The organism is Intrasporangium flavum (genome assembly GCF_001956915.1).
Taxonomy (GTDB): Bacteria; Actinomycetota; Actinomycetes; order Actinomycetales; family Dermatophilaceae; genus Monashia; species Monashia flava.
In genome coordinates this window covers 1-16339 of the sequence record NZ_MLJO01000016.1, presented here as the reverse complement: position 1 = coordinate 16339, position 16339 = coordinate 1, and the positions used below count along the sequence as shown (strand labels likewise).

General features: G+C 75.2%; 12 protein-coding genes. 9 read left to right on the top strand and 3 right to left on the bottom strand.

Translation table 11 applies throughout. The features are described from left to right. The first annotated feature begins 98 nt into the window (after nt 1–98). Both BIV28_RS13125 and BIV28_RS13120 read left to right on the top strand, forming a co-directional pair. Nucleotides 99–3302 carry an ATP-dependent helicase gene (locus tag BIV28_RS13125; protein ID WP_076262540.1) on the top strand — a complete coding sequence of 1068 codons (3204 nt, stop codon included), beginning with the start codon at nt 99–101 and terminating at the stop codon, nt 3300–3302. Then, nucleotides 3299–6808: an ATP-dependent helicase gene (locus BIV28_RS13120; RefSeq protein ID WP_242652995.1), complete on the top strand. Its 3510-nt coding sequence runs from the start codon at nt 3299–3301 to the stop codon at nt 6806–6808. Before BIV28_RS13125 ends, BIV28_RS13120 begins: the two co-directional genes overlap by 4 nt. Nucleotides 6809–6909: 101 nt before the next feature. Here the strand turns inward: BIV28_RS13120 and BIV28_RS20035 are convergent, their stop codons facing one another. Then, the gene (locus tag BIV28_RS20035) at nt 6910–8490 is read right to left on the bottom strand and encodes a phosphotransferase (protein WP_207555971.1); all 1581 of its coding nucleotides are present in this window, start codon (nt 8488–8490) and stop codon (nt 6910–6912) included. A gap of 153 nt (nt 8491–8643) precedes the next feature. On the opposite strand from BIV28_RS20035, the gene nudC reads away from it, so the two are divergent. Continuing rightward, nucleotides 8644–9615, top strand: coding sequence for an NAD(+) diphosphatase (gene nudC / locus BIV28_RS13115; RefSeq protein WP_076262538.1), 972 nt, complete (start codon nt 8644–8646; stop codon nt 9613–9615). Nucleotides 9616–9659: 44 nt separating this feature from the next. Here nudC and BIV28_RS13110 read toward each other — a convergent pair whose 3' ends face one another. Next, the gene (locus BIV28_RS13110; RefSeq protein WP_076262536.1) at nt 9660–9920 is read right to left on the bottom strand and encodes a mycoredoxin; all 261 of its coding nucleotides are present in this window, start codon (nt 9918–9920) and stop codon (nt 9660–9662) included. Between the two features lie 114 nt (nt 9921–10034). Between BIV28_RS13110 and ppk2 the strand changes: the two genes are divergently transcribed. The 6 genes from ppk2 (at nt 10035) to BIV28_RS13085 (ending at nt 14764) form a co-directional block, all read left to right on the top strand. Further along, the gene (gene ppk2 / locus BIV28_RS13105) at nt 10035–10886 is read left to right on the top strand and encodes a polyphosphate kinase 2 (RefSeq protein ID WP_076262535.1); all 852 of its coding nucleotides are present in this window, start codon (nt 10035–10037) and stop codon (nt 10884–10886) included. Nucleotides 10887–10945: 59 nt separating this feature from the next. After that, nucleotides 10946–13063: an ATP-dependent DNA helicase UvrD2 gene (locus BIV28_RS13100; protein WP_076262534.1), complete on the top strand. Its 2118-nt coding sequence runs from the start codon at nt 10946–10948 to the stop codon at nt 13061–13063. Nucleotides 13064–13203: 140 nt separating this feature from the next. Next, the gene (locus tag BIV28_RS13095) at nt 13204–13461 is read left to right on the top strand and encodes a hypothetical protein (protein ID WP_076262532.1); all 258 of its coding nucleotides are present in this window, start codon (nt 13204–13206) and stop codon (nt 13459–13461) included. Nucleotides 13462–13772: 311 nt separating this feature from the next. Beyond that, complete coding sequence (locus BIV28_RS13090) at nt 13773–14060, top strand: WhiB family transcriptional regulator (protein ID WP_076262531.1); 288 nt, start codon at nt 13773–13775, stop codon at nt 14058–14060. Nucleotides 14061–14147: 87 nt separating this feature from the next. Further along, nucleotides 14148–14282 (top strand): hypothetical protein, encoded by a 135-nt coding sequence (locus BIV28_RS20455; protein ID WP_278247775.1) that lies wholly within the window; start codon nt 14148–14150, stop codon nt 14280–14282. Nucleotides 14283–14527: 245 nt separating this feature from the next. Next, nucleotides 14528–14764: a hypothetical protein gene (locus BIV28_RS13085; RefSeq protein ID WP_076262529.1), complete on the top strand. Its 237-nt coding sequence runs from the start codon at nt 14528–14530 to the stop codon at nt 14762–14764. 78 nt (nt 14765–14842) lie between these two features. On the opposite strand, the gene BIV28_RS13080 is transcribed toward BIV28_RS13085, so the two are convergent. After that, nucleotides 14843–16156 carry an ABC1 kinase family protein gene (locus BIV28_RS13080; RefSeq protein ID WP_242652993.1) on the bottom strand — a complete coding sequence of 438 codons (1314 nt, stop codon included), beginning with the start codon at nt 16154–16156 and terminating at the stop codon, nt 14843–14845. Nucleotides 16157–16339: the final 183 nt, after the last annotated feature.

The following is a 16339-nucleotide window of genomic DNA, read 5'->3' as shown; positions in this document are numbered from 1 at the left end:
CCCGCCCGCACGGGGCCACACCGAAAACGGAGAAAGCGCCCGACTCGCCCATCGCGGGGTGGCGTCGGGGTGTCGGCGGGGCGTGATGGAATCCTCCGGTGGTCATCCTGCGTCGCGCCCCGGTCCCGGTCGCGCGGCAGGTGCGCCTCGACGCCTCCCAGCAGGCGGCGCTCGACTCCGACGCGCGCGTCCTGCGGGTCCTCGGCGCGCCCGGCACCGGCAAGACCACCCTCGCCGTCGAGCTCGTCGCCGACGCCGTCCGCCGGGGCGTCCGAGCCGACCACTGCCTGCTGCTCACCTCGAGCCGGGCGGCGGCGGCGGGGCTTCGCCAGCGGGTCACGGCCCGCCTCGCGGGCACCACCACCGAGCCGCTGGCGCGGACGTGGCAGGCCTTCGGCTTCGGGGTCCTGCGCGCCGAGGCGGCACTGCGCGGCGACCCCAGCCCCCGCCTGCTCAACGGCCCCGAGCAGGACGTCATCCTGCGCGACCTCCTCGCCGGGCACGCGTCCGGCGAGGTTCCCGGCCCCGACTGGCCCGACGCGCTGCGCGAGGCGCTGACCACGCGCGGGTTCCGCAACGAGCTGCGCGACCTGCTCATGCGCGCCGTCGAGCACGGGCAGGGGCCCGACGAGCTGCTCCGGCTCGGCGTCGAGCACGAGCGCCCCGAGTGGGTGGCCGCCGCGCACGTGCTGCGCGAGTACGACCAGGTCACCTCCTTCAGCCGGCACGGCTCCTACGACCCGGCGTGGGTGCTCACCGCCGTCGCCGAGCGCCTCGAGGACGACCCCGACGCCCTCGACCGCCTCCACGCGCGCCTCGACCTCGTCGTCGTCGACGAGGCCCAGGAGGTCACCGCCGCCGCGGCCCGCCTCCTGCGCGTCGTCGCGCCGGCCGGCCCCCGCGTCGTGCTCCTCGGCGACCCCGACGTCGCCGTCCAGACCTTCCGCGGCGCCGACCCGCGCTTCCTGGCCCACGGGTGGGAGGCCCTCGCCGAGCCTCGGCGACGCTCCGCCGTGCCGCCGTCGTCCACGGAAACCGACACCGACACCGTCGTCCTCGGGCACGGCCACCGGCTCGGCCCGGCCCTCGACGCCGTCGCCGAGCGGGTCTCGCGGCGCATCGGGGCGCTCGGCGGTGGCGACCAGCGGCGCCACCAGCCTGCCGCGGGCGCCGACCAGCGCGTCGCCGTGGCCCTGCTCCGCTCGGCTGCGCAGGAGGCGAGCCACGTCGGCAGCCTGCTGCGCCGGGCCCACCTCGTCGAGGGCGTGCCGTGGACCGACATGGCCGTCATCGTCCGCGGCTCGGGCCGGGCCGACACGATGCGCCGCACCCTGGCCCAGGCCGGCGTGCCGGTCAGCGCCGGCACCGCCGAGACGCCCGTCCGCGACGAGAGCGCGGTGCGGCCGCTGCTGACGATCCTGCAGGAGAGCCTCTCGGTGGCCCGCGCCGAGGTCGCCGGCGGCCGCCACGCCATCGACCCCACGGTCGCCGCCGACCTCGTGCTCTCGACCGTCGGCGGGTCCGACGCCGTGGGCCTGCGCCGGCTCCGGCGCGTCTTGCGTCAGGACGAGCTCGCCTCTGGCGGAGGGCGATCCAGCGACGAGCTGCTCGCCGACCTCCTGCTCGAGCCGCAGCGGGCGCACCTGCTCGGCACGGTCGGGCGCGCGGCCGCGCGCGTCGCCGACGCCATCGCCTCGGGCGCCACCGCGGCCCGCCTCACGCCCCAGGGCCGGTGGGGCAACGGCGTCACCGCCGAGACCGTCCTCTGGGCGGTCTGGCAGGGCGCCGGCGTCGCCGAGTCGTGGCGCCGCACCGCGCTCGCGGGCGGCCCGCCGGGCGAGCGTGCCGACCGCGACCTCGACGCCGTGCTCGCCCTCTTCGACGCCGCCGGCGCCTACGTCGACCGGCTGCCCACGGCCGGGCCCGACAAGTTCCTCGACCACGTCCTCGGCCAGGACGTCCCCGGCGACACCCTCGCCGCCCGGGGCCAGGCCGGCGGCAGCGTCTCGCTGCTGACGCCCCAGTCGGCGGCCGGGCGGCAGTGGCGCATCGTCGTCGTCGCCGGGGTGCAGGAGGGCGTGTGGCCCGACCTGCGCCTGCGCGGCTCGGTGCTCGGCTCGGAGGACCTCGTCGCCGTCGTCGCCGACCGACCGCTCGGGTTCCGCGCGGCCCAGGCGCAGGTGCGCTACGACGAGACCCGCCTGTTCCACGTCGCCGTCACCCGGGCCACCGAGCGCCTCCTCGTCACGGCCGTCGGCAACGAGGACGAGCAGCCCTCGGTCTACCTCGACCTCGTCGACCCGCCCGAGGGCGAAGGCGTTGCGGCAGAGGTGCGCCCGCACTCCGAGGTCGCCCGCACCATGACCCTCTCCGGCCTCGTCGGCGAGCTGCGCCGCGAGGCCGTCAACCCCGACCCGGGTGTGGCCGAGCCGGCGCTCGCCGTCCTCGCCGCCGCCGCGCAGGCGGGCGTCCGCGGCGCCGACCCGGCGTCGTGGTGGGCGCTGCGCCCGCTCACCGACGACCGCCCGGTCCGCCGGCCCGACGAGCCGGTGCCGGTGTCTCCCTCGAAGGTCACCTACTTCTCCGACTGCGGGCTGCGCTGGTTCCTCACCTCGGTCGGTGGCGAGGGCACCCAGCTCGGCGCCGCGTCGGTCGGCACCTTCGTGCACGACGTCGTGGCCGAGCTGCCCGACGCCTCCCTGGCCGAGCTGCGTGCCGAGGTCGACGCCCGCTGGGGCCGGCTCGGCCTGCGGCCGGGCTGGACCACCGAGCGCACCCGTCGCGAGGCCCACGACATGGTCGCCCGCTTCGTGTCCTACCGCGACGGTGCCGAGGGGGCCTGGCAGCGGGTCGGCATCGAGAAGGACTTCCGGGTGCCGGTCGGGCGTGCCCTGCTCGGTGGCCGCGTCGACCGCATCGAGCGCAACGCCGCCGGCGGCATCCGCATCGTCGACCTCAAGACCGGCTCCTCCAAGCCGTCGCGCGCCGAGCTCGCCGCGCACGGCCAGCTCGGCGCCTACCAGGTGGCCGTGGAGGAGAACGGCTTCCCCGAGCTCGGCACCCACAGCGCCGGGGCCGCGCTCGCCTTCATCGGCAAGGCCGGGCTGTCCGGCCTCAAGCCGAGCGTGCTCGACCAGCCGGCCCTCGACGCGAGCCCCGACCCCGCGTGGGCGCGCTCGCTCGTCGAGTCGACGGCCGAGGGGATGGGTGCGGCGGAGTTCGTCGCCGCCCAGGGCAAGGCGTGCGAGACGTGCCCGGTGCGCTCCTCGTGCCCGGTCCAGCCCGAGGGGGACGCCCTGTGACCACGACGACGGAGACGTCCGTGCCCGACGCGACGCACGCGACGCACGCGGCCGACGCGGCCGGCGGGGCCGCCCCGCGACACTCGGCGCTCGACATCGCCCAAGCCCTCGGCATGCCGCCGCCGACCCCCGAGCAGGCCGCCGTCATCGAGGCCGGCCCGCGGCCACTCCTCGTCGTCGCGGGTGCCGGCTCGGGCAAGACCGAGACGATGGCCGCCCGCGTCGTCTGGCTCGTCGCCAACGACCTCGTCGCCCCCGACCAGGTGCTCGGCCTCACCTTCACCCGAAAGGCCGCCGCCGAGCTGAGCCAGCGCATCGGCAAGCGCCTGCGCGGCCTCGTCCGGGCAGGCCTCTGGGAGCCCCCCGCCGACGACGGCACCGGCGCCGAGGTGCTCGGCGGCACGCCGACCGTGTCCACCTACCACGCCTACGCCGGGCGTCTCGTGCGTGAGCACGCCCTGCGCGTCGGCATCGAGCCCGAGTACCGGGTGCTCACCGAGGCCGGCGCCTGGCAGCTGGCGGCCGAGGCGGTCGCGCGCTGGGACGGGCCCATGGAGGACGTCGTCAAGAGCGAGTCGACCGTCATCTCCGCGGTCATGGCGCTCGCCGGCGAGATGGCCGAGCACGTGCGCACGCCGGCCGAGGTCACCGAGCACCTCGACGCCGTCATCGCGCGGCTCGAGTCGCTGCCCGACGGCGAGGGCCGTGGCAGCACCACGCCGGCCCGCGACGCCCTCGCCGTGCTGAGCGAGCGGCGCACGGTGCTGCCCATCGTCCAGTCGTTCCTCGACCTCAAGCGCGAGCGCGAGTCGCTCGACTTCGCCGACCAGATGGCCGTCGCCGCGCGGCTGTCCGGCTCGGTACCCGCGGTGGGGGCCACCGAGCGCGAACGGTTCCGGGCCGTGCTCCTCGACGAGTTCCAGGACACCTCCGAGGCCCAGCTCGCGCTGCTGCGCTCGCTCTTCCACCACCGCGACGTCGCCCTGACCGCCGTCGGCGACCCCAACCAGTCGATCTACGGCTGGCGCGGCGCGTCCGCCACGACGCTGCTGCGCTTCCCCGGCGAGTTCTCCGACGCGTCCGGCCCGGCGTCGGTGCTGCCGCTGTCGACGAGCTGGCGCAACGACGCCGCGATCCTCGAGGCCGCCAACGTCACCGCCGGCCCGCTCGCCACCGAGCACGTCCAGCCGCTGCGGGCCCGCCCCGACGCCGGCCGCGGGGCCATCTCGGTGGCCCGCCTCGACACCGCCGAGGCCGAGGCCGAGCACGTCGCGGCGTGGATCGCGAGCCGGTGGAGCACGCCGTCCGGGCGGCGCACCGGGCGCTCCGCCGCGGTGCTGTGCCGGCGCCGGTCCAGCTTCCCGATCGTCCTCGAGGCCCTCCGGCGCCACCACCTCCCCGTCGAGGTCGTCGGGCTCGGTGGCCTGCTCGTCACCCCCGAGGTCAGCGACCTCGTCGCGGCCCTCTGGGTCGTCCAGGACCCCACCCGCGGCGACATGCTGATGCGCCTGCTCACCGGGCCGGTCGTCCGGCTCGGTGCCGCCGACCTCGCCGGGCTGTGGTCGTGGGCGCGCGAGCTGCACTCGCGGCCGTGGCGCGTCGGGGCGGCGCCGACCACGCAGGGCGCGCTGCCGCTCGAGGCGCTCCAGGCGCTCGGCGACGCGTCGACCTCCGGGCCCGGGGCGGCTCCCGTTGCTGCCGGCACCTCCGACGCTGCGGCCGTGGACGCCGACGACGCGTCGGACCGCCGCGGGTCCGACCTCGCCTCCGACAGCGCCGACACCGCGACGCTCGTCGAGGCCCTCGACGAGCTGCCGCGCCCGGGCTGGACCGGCCGCGACGGTGCCCGCATCGGCGACGAGGCGCTGCGCCGCCTCCACGACCTCGCCGACGTCGTGCGCCGGCTCCGGCGCCTCACCGCGCTGCCCCTCGTCGACCTCGTCGGCGAGGCCGAGGTGGCGATCGGCCTCGACGTCGAGGTGCTGGCGCGGGCCGAGCACACGGCGTCCACGGCCCGCGTCCACCTCGACGCGTTCGCCGACGTCGCCGCCCGCTACGCCACGAGCTCGGACCGCCCGACGCTGTCGGGGTTCCTGTCCTGGCTCGACGCCGCGCGCGACCAGGAGCGCGGCCTCGACGCCGGCCACGTCGAGTCCGACGCCGACGCCGTCCAGGTGCTCACCGTGCACGCGGCCAAGGGCCTGGAGTGGGACGTCGTCGCCGTGCCCTCGCTCGTCGAGGGCGTCTTCCCGGCCCACTCCGCCACGTCGGTGTCGGTCGTCGACGAGTCCGACCCGGTCGAGTACGCCTGCGCGGGGGAGCCCAAGGACAAGGGCTGGCTCGTCGGCCTCGACTCCGTGCCCTACGACCTGCGCGGCGACCGCGACGGCCTGCCCTTCCTCGACTGGCGCAGCGTCCCCGACCGCAAGGCGCTCGGCGTGGCCATCGACACCTTCGTCCTCGACGGCGGCCGGCACGCCGTGGCCGAGGAGCGCCGCCTCGCCTACGTGGCGCTCACCCGGGCCCGCTCGGAGATGCTCCTGTCGTGCCACGTGTGGGGCACCACGAAGAAGACCCTCTCGGTGCCCTCGCGCTTCCTCACGGAGGTGTGCGAGGCGATGCCCGCCGAGGTCACCCGCACCCACTGGGAGCCGGCGCCCGAGCCGTTCGTCGACGCCAAGGGCAAGGCCGCGCCGCCGACCAACCCGCACCTGGCCGTACCGGTCTCCGCGACGTGGCCCCACGACCCGATGGGCGAGCGCCGGGTCGCGCTCGAAGGCGTCGCCTCGCGGCTTGCAACGGTCATGGACGCGGGCGTGCCTGTACCGCAAGGTGACCCGCGGGTAGATGACCTCCGCCTCCTGCTCGCCGAGCGCGCGGCGCGCCGCGCCCGGGGGCAGGAGCCCGTCGTCGACGTGCCGCGCCACCTGTCGGCCTCGGCCGTCGTGTCGCTCGCCCGCGACGTCGAGGCGTTCGCCATGTCGCTGCGCCGCCCCATGCCGCAGCCACCGGCGCTCGCGGCCCGGCAGGGAACGGCGTTCCACGCCTGGGTCGAGGAGCACTACTCACGGGCTGCCATCGTCGACCTCTTCGACCTGCCCGGCAGCGCCGACGAGGGCGCCGCCGACGACGCCGACCTCGACGCCATGAAGGACCACTTCCTCGCCAGCGAGTGGGCCGGGATGGTGCCCGAGGAGGTCGAGCTGTCGATCGAGACCGTCGTCGACGGCATCGCCGTGCGCGGCCGCGTCGACGCCGTGTTCCGCCGCCCCGACGGCGGCTTCACCGTCGTCGACTGGAAGACCGGCGCGCGCCCGACCGGCCGCGACGCATCGGTGCGGGCCCTGCAGCTCGGGGCGTACGCCCTCGCCTTCGCCCGGCTCCGCGGCGTGCCGCCCGAGCAGGTCGACGCCGCCTTCTACTACGCGGCCGAGGGCGTCACGGTGCGCCCCGAGGTGCCGGGGGAGCAGCAGCTGCTCGACCTGCTCCGGACCCTGCCGGACTGACCCGGCGACACCCGGCGGCACCCGGCGGCACCCGGCGGCACCCGGCGGCACCCGGCGGCACCCGGCGGCACCCGGCGGCACCCGGCGGCACCCGGCGCGGTTCAGCCCGCGCGACCGGACCCCGTCGAGGCCTCGGGCAGCGCCTCCACCTCGTCGATCTCGAAGGGCGAGGAGTCCGTGGCGTCGACGTACGGCACCGGCTCGGGGCGGTGGGCGACCGGCGCTCCCGGCGTCTCGGGCGTCTCGGGCGTCTGGGGTGCCTCACGCGTCTCGGGCTCGGCGGCAGGCGCGGCGGTCGGTGGCTCCGAGGGCTGCGGCGACGGGTCCGGCGGTGCGTCCTCGGTGCCGGTCGGGACCTCGCCGGCGGCCGTCTCGTCGTCCAGCGGCGCGTGCACGGCGGGGTCGATGAGCACTGTGGCGGCGCCCCGCTGCACCGACCGGTCGGCCGCCGCGTCGGCCACCTCGGCCGCGCCGGAGTCCGTGCCCGCGTCGGCGGTGGTCTCGGGCTCGTCGCGCAGCAGCGGGGCCATCGGGACGGCCTGGGTCTGCGGTGCGGGGCCGTCGCGCAGCAGCGCGGCCATCGGGACGGCCTGGGTCTCGGCGAGCATCGGGAAGGCAGCGCCGGGCTGGGCGTCGCTACGGTCGCTACGGGGGAGCGGCCGCTCGGGGTCGTCGGGGTCGAGGTCGCCTGCGTCACCGTGCGGGAGGGCGGCGCGCGTCCGCTCGCTGCGCACGGCGTCCTCGCGCTCGTACTCGGCGTCGAGCTCCTGGACGTGCTCGTCGAGCTCGCGGAGCAGGGCCGCGGTGCGCTCGACGGCGTCGGTGCGCCCCTCGGCCGAGGCCTGCAGGAGCGTGGCGAGCGCGGCCATCTCCGCGGCGAGTCGGGCCCGCCGCACGAGATGACCGTCGGGCCGCTCGACCCGCGACTCGGCGTAGGCAGAAAGGACGGTGTCGAAGGTGTCGGGGTCGAGCGAGGCCACGAGGTCGGCGAAGTCGTCGGCGGGGTCGCCGACCCGCGACTCCTCCCACGCGAGCAGGCCCACGACGCGTCCGCTCGAGGCGTCCTCGTCGTCGTCGAACTCGGCGAGGACGTTGGCGCCGGTGAAGGTGCCGTGCACGGCGGTGGGGGCGAAGCGCCACACGGAGACGTCCTCGAGGAGCCGTTCCCAGCGGGTCAGCAGGCCGGTGGGCACGTGCCCGGTGGCGGCGGCGCGGTCGAGGTCGGACAGTCTGCGGTGGCGGTGCGTCTCGGCGTCGTAGGTGGGCCGGCCCGCCTCCTCGTAGAGCAGGTGCTCGACGTTGTGCACGTGCGCGAGGGCGCGCCCGACGGCCTCGGCGAGCGGTCCCGGCGGCAGCCCGGCGAAGTCGAGCGGACGACCGCTGAGCCGCGGGTAGACGGCGGCCCGGCCCTCGGCGACGGGTGCGTGGCCGTGGTAGGCCGGAACGGCGAGGTCGAGGCGCCGGGCGAGCAGTCCCGAGAGGGCGACGACGTCGTCGAGCTGGGCGCCGGCGCCGGCGGTGCGGGGCACCTTGACGACCCACTCGCGCTCCTGGCGGTCGCGGACGTGGGCGACCTCGAAGCGGTCGTCGGGGTGCGCGGCGACACCCCGGACCGACGCCGGGTCGAGGCCCGGCACGGCAGAGCTCGCCAGGGCGGCGAGGAACAAGGGGCTGCGCGTCACGCGACCACGGTAGGCCGCGTGCCGGTCCGATCGTGGGAGGTGGAGTGCCGGGCCGGTCGTGCCGCCGCGGCCGGGCGACCCGTCGGGCGCCGTGGCGGACGCCCGGCCGGACGCCCCGCAGCGGCCGAGCGGCACGCGTCCTAGGGTGGGGGCGTGGCCCAGGTCGACGACACCCTGCAGGATCTCGCGCTCTCCCGGGGCACCCTCGACCGCGCCGCCCACGAGCGGGGCCGCCCCGACGCCGTGCCGACGCTCCTCGCGGACCCGCGCACCCGCGTCGTCGAGGTCCGGGGCGACCGCCTCCACACCGTCGACGACGGGCGCGGCTCGCTCGCCCTGTCCTCCCGCGCCCCCGAGGCCGCCGACGCCGAGCGCCTCGTCCTGCACCTCGGGCGCGACGCCGACGGGGTGGCCCACGTGGCCGTCGTCGCGCCGCCGGCTGCGGGCCCGGACGGGGCCGACGGCGCGGCCGCCTCCGACGCGTCGGACGGCTGGCTGACCCTGCGCCAGGCGGGCGAGGCGATGGCCGCGCGCGACGCCGGCGTGTTCACCACGGCGCTCGCGCTGGCCCACTGGCACGCCTCGCACCGGTTCTGCCCCCGCTGCGGCGCCCGCACCGAGGCGGTGCAGGCCGGCTGGGTGCGCCGATGCACGGCCGACGGCAGCGAGCACTACCCGCGCACCGACCCCGCCGTCATCATGTCGGTCGTCGACCCCGAGGACCGGCTGCTGCTCGGTCGCGGCGCGCAGTGGCCCGAGGGGCGCTTCTCCGTGCTCGCCGGCTTCGTCGAGCCGGGCGAGTCCTTCGAGGCCGCCGTGGCGCGGGAGGTCCGCGAGGAGGTCGGCGTCGTCATCGACGGCGCCCGCTACCTCGGCAACCAGCCGTGGCCGTTCCCGTCGTCGGTCATGATCGGCTTCGCGGCCGCGACGAGGACCACCGAGCTCGTCCTCGACCCCGCCGAGATCGCCGAGGCCCGGTGGGTCACGCGCGAGGAGTACCGCGACCTGCTCGTGGGCGGCACGATCCGCACCCCGAGCGGGATCTCCATCGCCAAGCGGATCATCGAGCGGTGGCTCGGCGCCACCGTCGAGTCGGTCACCGGTGGCGCGTCGCCGCGCTGGTGAGCCCGCCCGACGCGTCAGCCCGCGTCAGCCCTCGTCAGCCCGCGTCAGACGGCGAGGCGCTGCTTGACCTCGGCGAGGGAGGGGTTCGTCGCGGCCGTGCCGTCGGGGAACACGACCGTCGGGACCGTGCGGTTGCCGGCGTTGACCTGCTCGACGTAGTCGACGTGCTCGGGGTTGGCCTCGAGGTCGATCTCGGTGAACGGCACGCCCTCACGCGTCAGCTGGCCCTTGAGCCGGGTGCAGTAGCCGCACCACGTCGTCGTGAACATCGTGATCGAGCCCTCGTCGGGGGTGACCTTCGGCATGCCGTTCCTTCTCCTCGTCCGTCCGTGCGGGCCGGATCTGCGTCGCCGCACGGTTCTCGTGACGGCTGGGGACGGCCCGTCGCACGTGTCGTCCCTCGATGCAAGGATGACTCCATGGCCGCGCACGGTGCAAAACGACCCCGGAAGATGGACCTCGGGGTCTACGAGGCCGAGGTCCGGCGCCTCCAGTCCGAGCTCGTCTCGTTCCAGGAGTGGGTGCGGGCCACCGGGCAGCGCGTCGTCGTCGTGTTCGAGGGCCGCGACGCCGCAGGCAAGGGCTCGGCGATCAAGCGCATCACCGAGTACCTCAACCCTCGTGCCGCCCGCATCGCGGCGCTGCCCGCGCCCACTGACCGCGAGCGCAGCCAGTGGTACTTCCAGCGCTACGTCGGGCACCTGCCCGCGGCCGGCGAGATCGTCCTGTTCGACCGGTCCTGGTACAACCGCGCCGGCGTCGAGCGGGTCATGGGCTTCTGCACCGACGAGCAGTACCACCGCTTCCTGGCCCAGGCCCCGGTCTTCGAACAGATGCTCGTCGACGACGGCATCATCCTGCGCAAGTACTGGTTCAGCGTCTCCGACATCGAGCAGGAACGGCGGTTCCGCTCCCGCGCCAAGGACCCCATGCGCCAGTGGAAGCTCTCGCCGATGGACCTCGAGTCCATCACCCGGTGGGAGGACTACTCCGAGGCCAAGGACCTCATGATGGCCGCGACGAGCACCGAGTGGGCGCCGTGGCACGTCGTCGAGTCCGAGGACAAGCGGCGCTCGCGCGTCAACGTCATGCACCACCTGCTCACCTCCATCCCGCACGAGCCGATGACGCCCGACGTGCCGCCGGTGCCCGAGCGCCCCGCCCCCCGTGGGTACGAACGCCCGCCGCAGGGCGACCAGAACTACGTGCCCGACCACGCCGCCGACGTCCTCGCCGCAGCCGGCCACCGCCCGAAGGGTGATCGCTCCTGAACGCCGCACCGCCCGCTCAGCCCGCACAGCCCGCCGGACCGGTCCGCTCGGCCGACGAGATCCTCGCCGGCCTCGACCCCGAGCAGCGCGAGGTCGCGCTCGCCCCGGCCGGCCCGCTCTGCATCCTCGCCGGAGCCGGCACCGGCAAGACGCGCGCCATCACCCACCGCATCGCCTACGCGGTGCACTCGGGCGCCCAGCAGCCCCAGCGCGTCCTCGCCCTGACCTTCACGGCCCGTGCTGCAGGGGAGATGCGCACGCGCCTGCGGGGGCTCGGCGTCGCCGGGGTGCAGGCCCGCACGTTCCACGCCGCGGCCCTGCGCCAGCTGCACTACTTCTGGCCGCAGGCCATCGGCGGCGCGGCCCCGGAGGTCATGAGCCATAAGGCGCCGGCCGTCGCCGAGGCCGCCTCCCGGCTGCGCATGCAGTTCGACCGCACGACCATCCGCGACCTCGCGGCCGAGGTCGAGTGGGCCAAGGTCAACCTCCTGACGCCCCAGTCCTACGCGACGCGCGCCCGCGAGGCTCGGCGCGAGCCCCCCGGCGTCGACCACACGGCGATGGCGCGCCTCTTCGAGGCCTACGAGGACGTCAAGCAGCGGCGCGGCGTCATCGACTTCGAGGACGTCCTGCTGCTCACCGTGGGCATCCTCGACGAGCGCGACGACATCGCCCGCGCCGTCCGCTCGCAGTACCGCCAGTTAGTCGTCGACGAGTACCAGGACGTCAACGACCTCCAGCAGCGGCTCCTCGACCTCTGGCTCGGCGAGCGCACCGACATCACCGTCGTCGGCGACCCCGCCCAGACCATCTACTCCTTCACCGGGGCCAGCCCGCGCCACCTCGTCGGCTTCCCCAAGCGCTTCCGCGGGGCCCACGTCGTGCGGCTCGTGCGCAACTACCGGTCCTCGCCGCAGATCGTGGCGCTCGCCAACACCATCGTCGGCTCGGGCACCCAGGCGGCCCGCGAGGGTGCGGTGCGCCTGCAGGCCCAGGGCGAGAACGGCCCGGTCCCCGAGCTGCTGTCGCACGCCGACGACCCGGCCGAGGCCGCGGCGGTCGCCGCCCGCGTCCGGGCCCTCGTCGACGACGGGCACGAGGCGGCCGAGATCGCCGTGCTGTTCCGCACCAACGCCCAGTCGGCGGCCTTCGAGTCGGCCCTCACCGACGCCGACGTGCCCTACCTCGTGCGGGGCGGCGAGCGGTTCTTCTCGCGCAAGGAGGTCCGCGACGCCATCCTGCTGCTGCGCGGAGCCGCCCGCAGCGACGACGGCGAGAAGTCGCTCGGCAGCATCACCCGCGACGTCATCACCGGCGCCGGTTGGTCGCCGGAGCCGCCGTCCGGCGGCGGAGCGACGCGTGAGCGCTGGGAGTCCCTCAGCGCCCTCGCCACGCTGGCCGACGACATGGTGGCCGCGGCCCCCGAGGCCCGGCTGCCCGAGCTCGTCGCCGAGCTCGACCGGCGCGCCGCCGAGCAGCACGCACCGGCCGTCCAGGGCGTGACGCTCGCGAGCCTGCACGCGGCCAAGGGCCTCGAGTGGGACACCGTCTTCCTCGTCGGCGCCTCCGACGGGCTCATCCCGATCTCGATGGCCGAGGGCCCCGAGGCGGTCGAGGAGGAGCGACGTCTGCTCTACGTCGGGCTGACCCGCGCCCGGCGCCGGCTGTTCGTCTCGTGGTCCTCGGCGCGCACCCCCGGCGCCCGCGCCACCCGACGCGTCTCGCGCTTCCTCGCCCCGGCCACCGACATCCTCGGGTCCGCCGCCCGGGCCGAGCCGCGCAGCGGTGGCTCTCGCCGTTCCGCCCCGAAGCAGGCACGGCTGGCCTTCTGCCGCGGCTGCGGCACCGAGCTGAGCACGGCGGCCCAGCGCAAGACGGGCCGGTGCGACGCGTGCCCGCCCACCTACGACGAGGCCACCTTCGAGCGCCTGCGCACGTGGCGGCTGGCGGTCGCGCGGGCGGCGAGCGTGCCGGCGTACGTCGTCTTCACCGACGCCACGCTGACCGCGATCGCCGAGGACGCCCCCTCCGACGACGCCGGCCTGGCGGCCATCAGCGGCGTCGGCGCGCGCAAGATCGAGCAGTACGGCGCGGACGTGCTCGCCATCCTCGGCGGGGCTGACCCAGAAGTGCTGCTCGAAAGCCGCTCTGCCGCAAAGGAATCCGCGATTCCTTGAGATCGCGTGAAAAAACTTCGGAAATCTTCGATAAATGAGTTGTTCGGCAACTCACGCCCCGCGTACCCTTTAGGACGTCAAGCCCAGTGGCTCAGGTGGCCAGCTGGGGTTCGCGAGACAGAGATAGGAGGGTCGGCCTGATGGACATCACCACGATGACGATGAACGCAGTTTCCTGCGTCCTTTCCGTGCGTCCGCGCGTTGCCGGCCCGATCCGTCTTGCGCACTCCACGTTCGAGGGCCAGGGGACCGCTGTGTCCGCCGCCGTCCAGGGCGGTCGTGTCGCCGATCTCCGCGCCCCGATCACGGGAGACGTCTCGGTCCTCGGCCGCACGTTCGCCCCCGCCTACAAGACCACCGATGTCGTTCGCTCCCGCACTGGGAGGCCACCGGTCTGACACCCAGACCTCAGCCTCACCTCCAGGCCGCGAACCCGACATCACCGGGTCCGCGGCCTTCGTGTTTCCCGGACACCTTTCAGGACCGATTGCCGCTCCACCGCAGTAACCGCCACCACGCAGCAGCGCCCGACCGGGTGCCGCGACAGACACGACAGATCAGGGACACAGAGATGACTCCTCGGATGCCGAGCAGCAGGACCGAGACCCGCACCACCGGTGCCGGCCTTCGGACCCGAACCGAGAGCACGACGACAACGAGTGAGCAGGGGCGCCTCACCACGGGAGCCCCGGAGACGGAGGTGAGAACGATGCAGCTGAGCGAACTGATCGACATGAGGACCGAGGCCGAGCAGGTCGGGGAGACCATCCCGTGCCGCGACTACGACGCCGAGCTCTGGTTCGCCGAGCGACCGGAGGACGTCGAGTTCGCCAAGACCCTCTGCGGGCTCTGCCCCGCACGGGTCCAGTGCCTCGCCGGCGCCCTCGAGCGCCAGGAGCCGTGGGGTGTCTGGGGCGGGCAGCTGCTCGTCCAGGGCGCCGTCGTCGCGAGGAAGCGACCCCGCGGCCGTCCGCGCAAGCACCCCGTGGCCGCCTGATCCTGTGACGCGACGCGACCCACATGGACCAGCCGACCACCGACCACGACACGACCACCCGAATTCTTCGCAGACGAGGAGACCGTCATGAACCAGCTCGAGATGCTGGCTCGCGACCGGATCAACCAGCGCAGTCAGCGCCAGGAGCGCAGCGGCATCCGTCGCAGCGCCCGGCTGATCGCGCAGGAGATCCGCGCCAGTCGACGCCACAGCCAGAAGTGACGCAGGTCCCGGCCGACCGGGACGTCACGACCAGCACCACCAGCACCACACAACTGAACGCAAGTGAGCGAGCCGCGGGTGACGCGCACGTCACCCGCGGTTCCGCGTTCCCGGGGAGCCTCGAGCTCCCGATGCCCGGGCCGGCCTCCCGCTGAGCGCCCCCTCCCTCCCCGCCCGTCGTGGCGTGGCTCCCACGCGACGCCCTTCCGCGGCGGATACTCGAAGTGAGGAGAAGGGAGATCCCCATGGTCACCTCGCACACCGACGCAGCGCAGGACGCGGCGTCCACCAGCCCCACCGACGCAGCCCCCACCGACGCCCCCATGGCGTGCGGCTCGTGCGGACGCGTCACCTCCCGCGCGGAGGCCCTCCTGTCGTGGAGCCGCGGCACCGAGCGCGGTCGCACGACCTGGACGTGCGTGGCGTGCAGCCGCGAGCACGTCCGCTCCATCGAGAGCAAGCTCGACCCCACCTGGTGGTGAGCCACCGGTCCCGAGCGGGCCGCTGACGTTCTTTGCGGCCCAGGAGGTTTCGCCGTTCCGACGGGCCCTGGGGACGGTTCAGGCGTCGGCGTCGGCGCCCGGCTCGTCAACGGCCGGCAGCTCCTCGATCGGCGGCAGGTCGGCACCGGGCAGGAGGGCGTCCACCGCCTCGCGCCCCCGCACCGTGCCGCCGAGCTGGGAGAGCACCCCGATGCCGCCGCCCCAGACACGGTGGATGAGCAGGTACTCGCGCGGCAGGTTCAGCTTGAACGCGACGGCGTAGTTCGGCTGCCGCGGGTCGTTGATGTGGGCGAAGACCCCGCGCAGCCACTCCCGGCTGAAGGTGAACTCGTCGGTGCGGAACGGGGCCATGAACGGCTCGAGGTAGTCGAGCAGCCGCCGCGCGTCGATGTCGATGCCCGAACGGACGAAGCCGAGCTCGCGCAGGCCGTCGAGCACCTCCTCGGCGCTGCCGCTCAGGCCCGTCGTCAGCAGCGGGCCGATCTCGGCGGGCATCCCACCGGGCAGCCGGTTGACCGCGCCGAAGTCGATGATCCCGAGGCGCCCGTCGGGCGTGATGCGGAAGTTGCCGGGGTGCGGGTCGGCGTGCAGCAGCCCGGCCCGCGCCGGACCCGCGAGCAGGAACTCGAGGTAGAGCTGGGAGGCGGCGTCGCGCTGCTCGGGCGTGCCCGACTCGATGATGCGAGAGAGCGGCAGGCCTTCGAGCCACTCGGAGACGATGACGTGCTCGGCGCCCTCGACGACGTCGGGCACGGCGAACTCGGGGTCGTCGCGGAACGCGGCTGCGAAGGCCCGCTGCGACTGGGCCTCGAGGCGGTAGTCGAGCTCCTCGGCCATCCGCTCGCGCAGCTCCTCGAGGATCGGCCCGAGCTCGATGCCGGGCACCCAGCCGGCGGCCACCTTGGCCACGCGCGAGATCTGGCGGAGGTCGCTCATGAGGGCGGCGCCCGCACCCGGGTACTGGATCTTGACGGCCACCTCGCGGCCGTCCTCCCACACGCCGCGGTGCACCTGGCCGATCGAGGCCGAGGCGACGGGTTGGTCGTCGAACTCGGTGAACCGGCTGCGCCAGCGGGCGCCGAGGCTGGCCCGCAGCACGCCGTGCACCGAGCTCGTCGGCATGGGCGGCGCGCTGTCCTGCAGCTTGGTGAGCATGACCCGGTAGGGCCCGGAGAGGTCCTCGGGCAGGGCCGCCTCGAAGATCGACATGGCCTGCCCGAACTTCATCGCGCCGCCCTTGAGCTCGCCGAGCACCTGGAACAGCTGCTGGGCCGTGCGCGCCTGCAGCTCGGCGGTCACCATCTCGGCGGGGCGGCCGCCGATGCGCTTGCCGAGGCCCAGGGCGGTGCGGCCGGCGAAGCCCAGCGGCACGGAGGCGAGCTTGGCCGAGCGCAGCCCGAGGAGGTGCCCGAATGACCGACCTGCCCCGCAAGGCCGTCGTGCGCTCGGCCAAGCTCGCCTCCGTGCCGCTGGGCTTCGCCGGCCGCACCGCCCTGGGCCTCGGCAAGCGCATCGGCGGCCGCCCCGCCGAGATGGTGACCGCCGAGCTGCAGG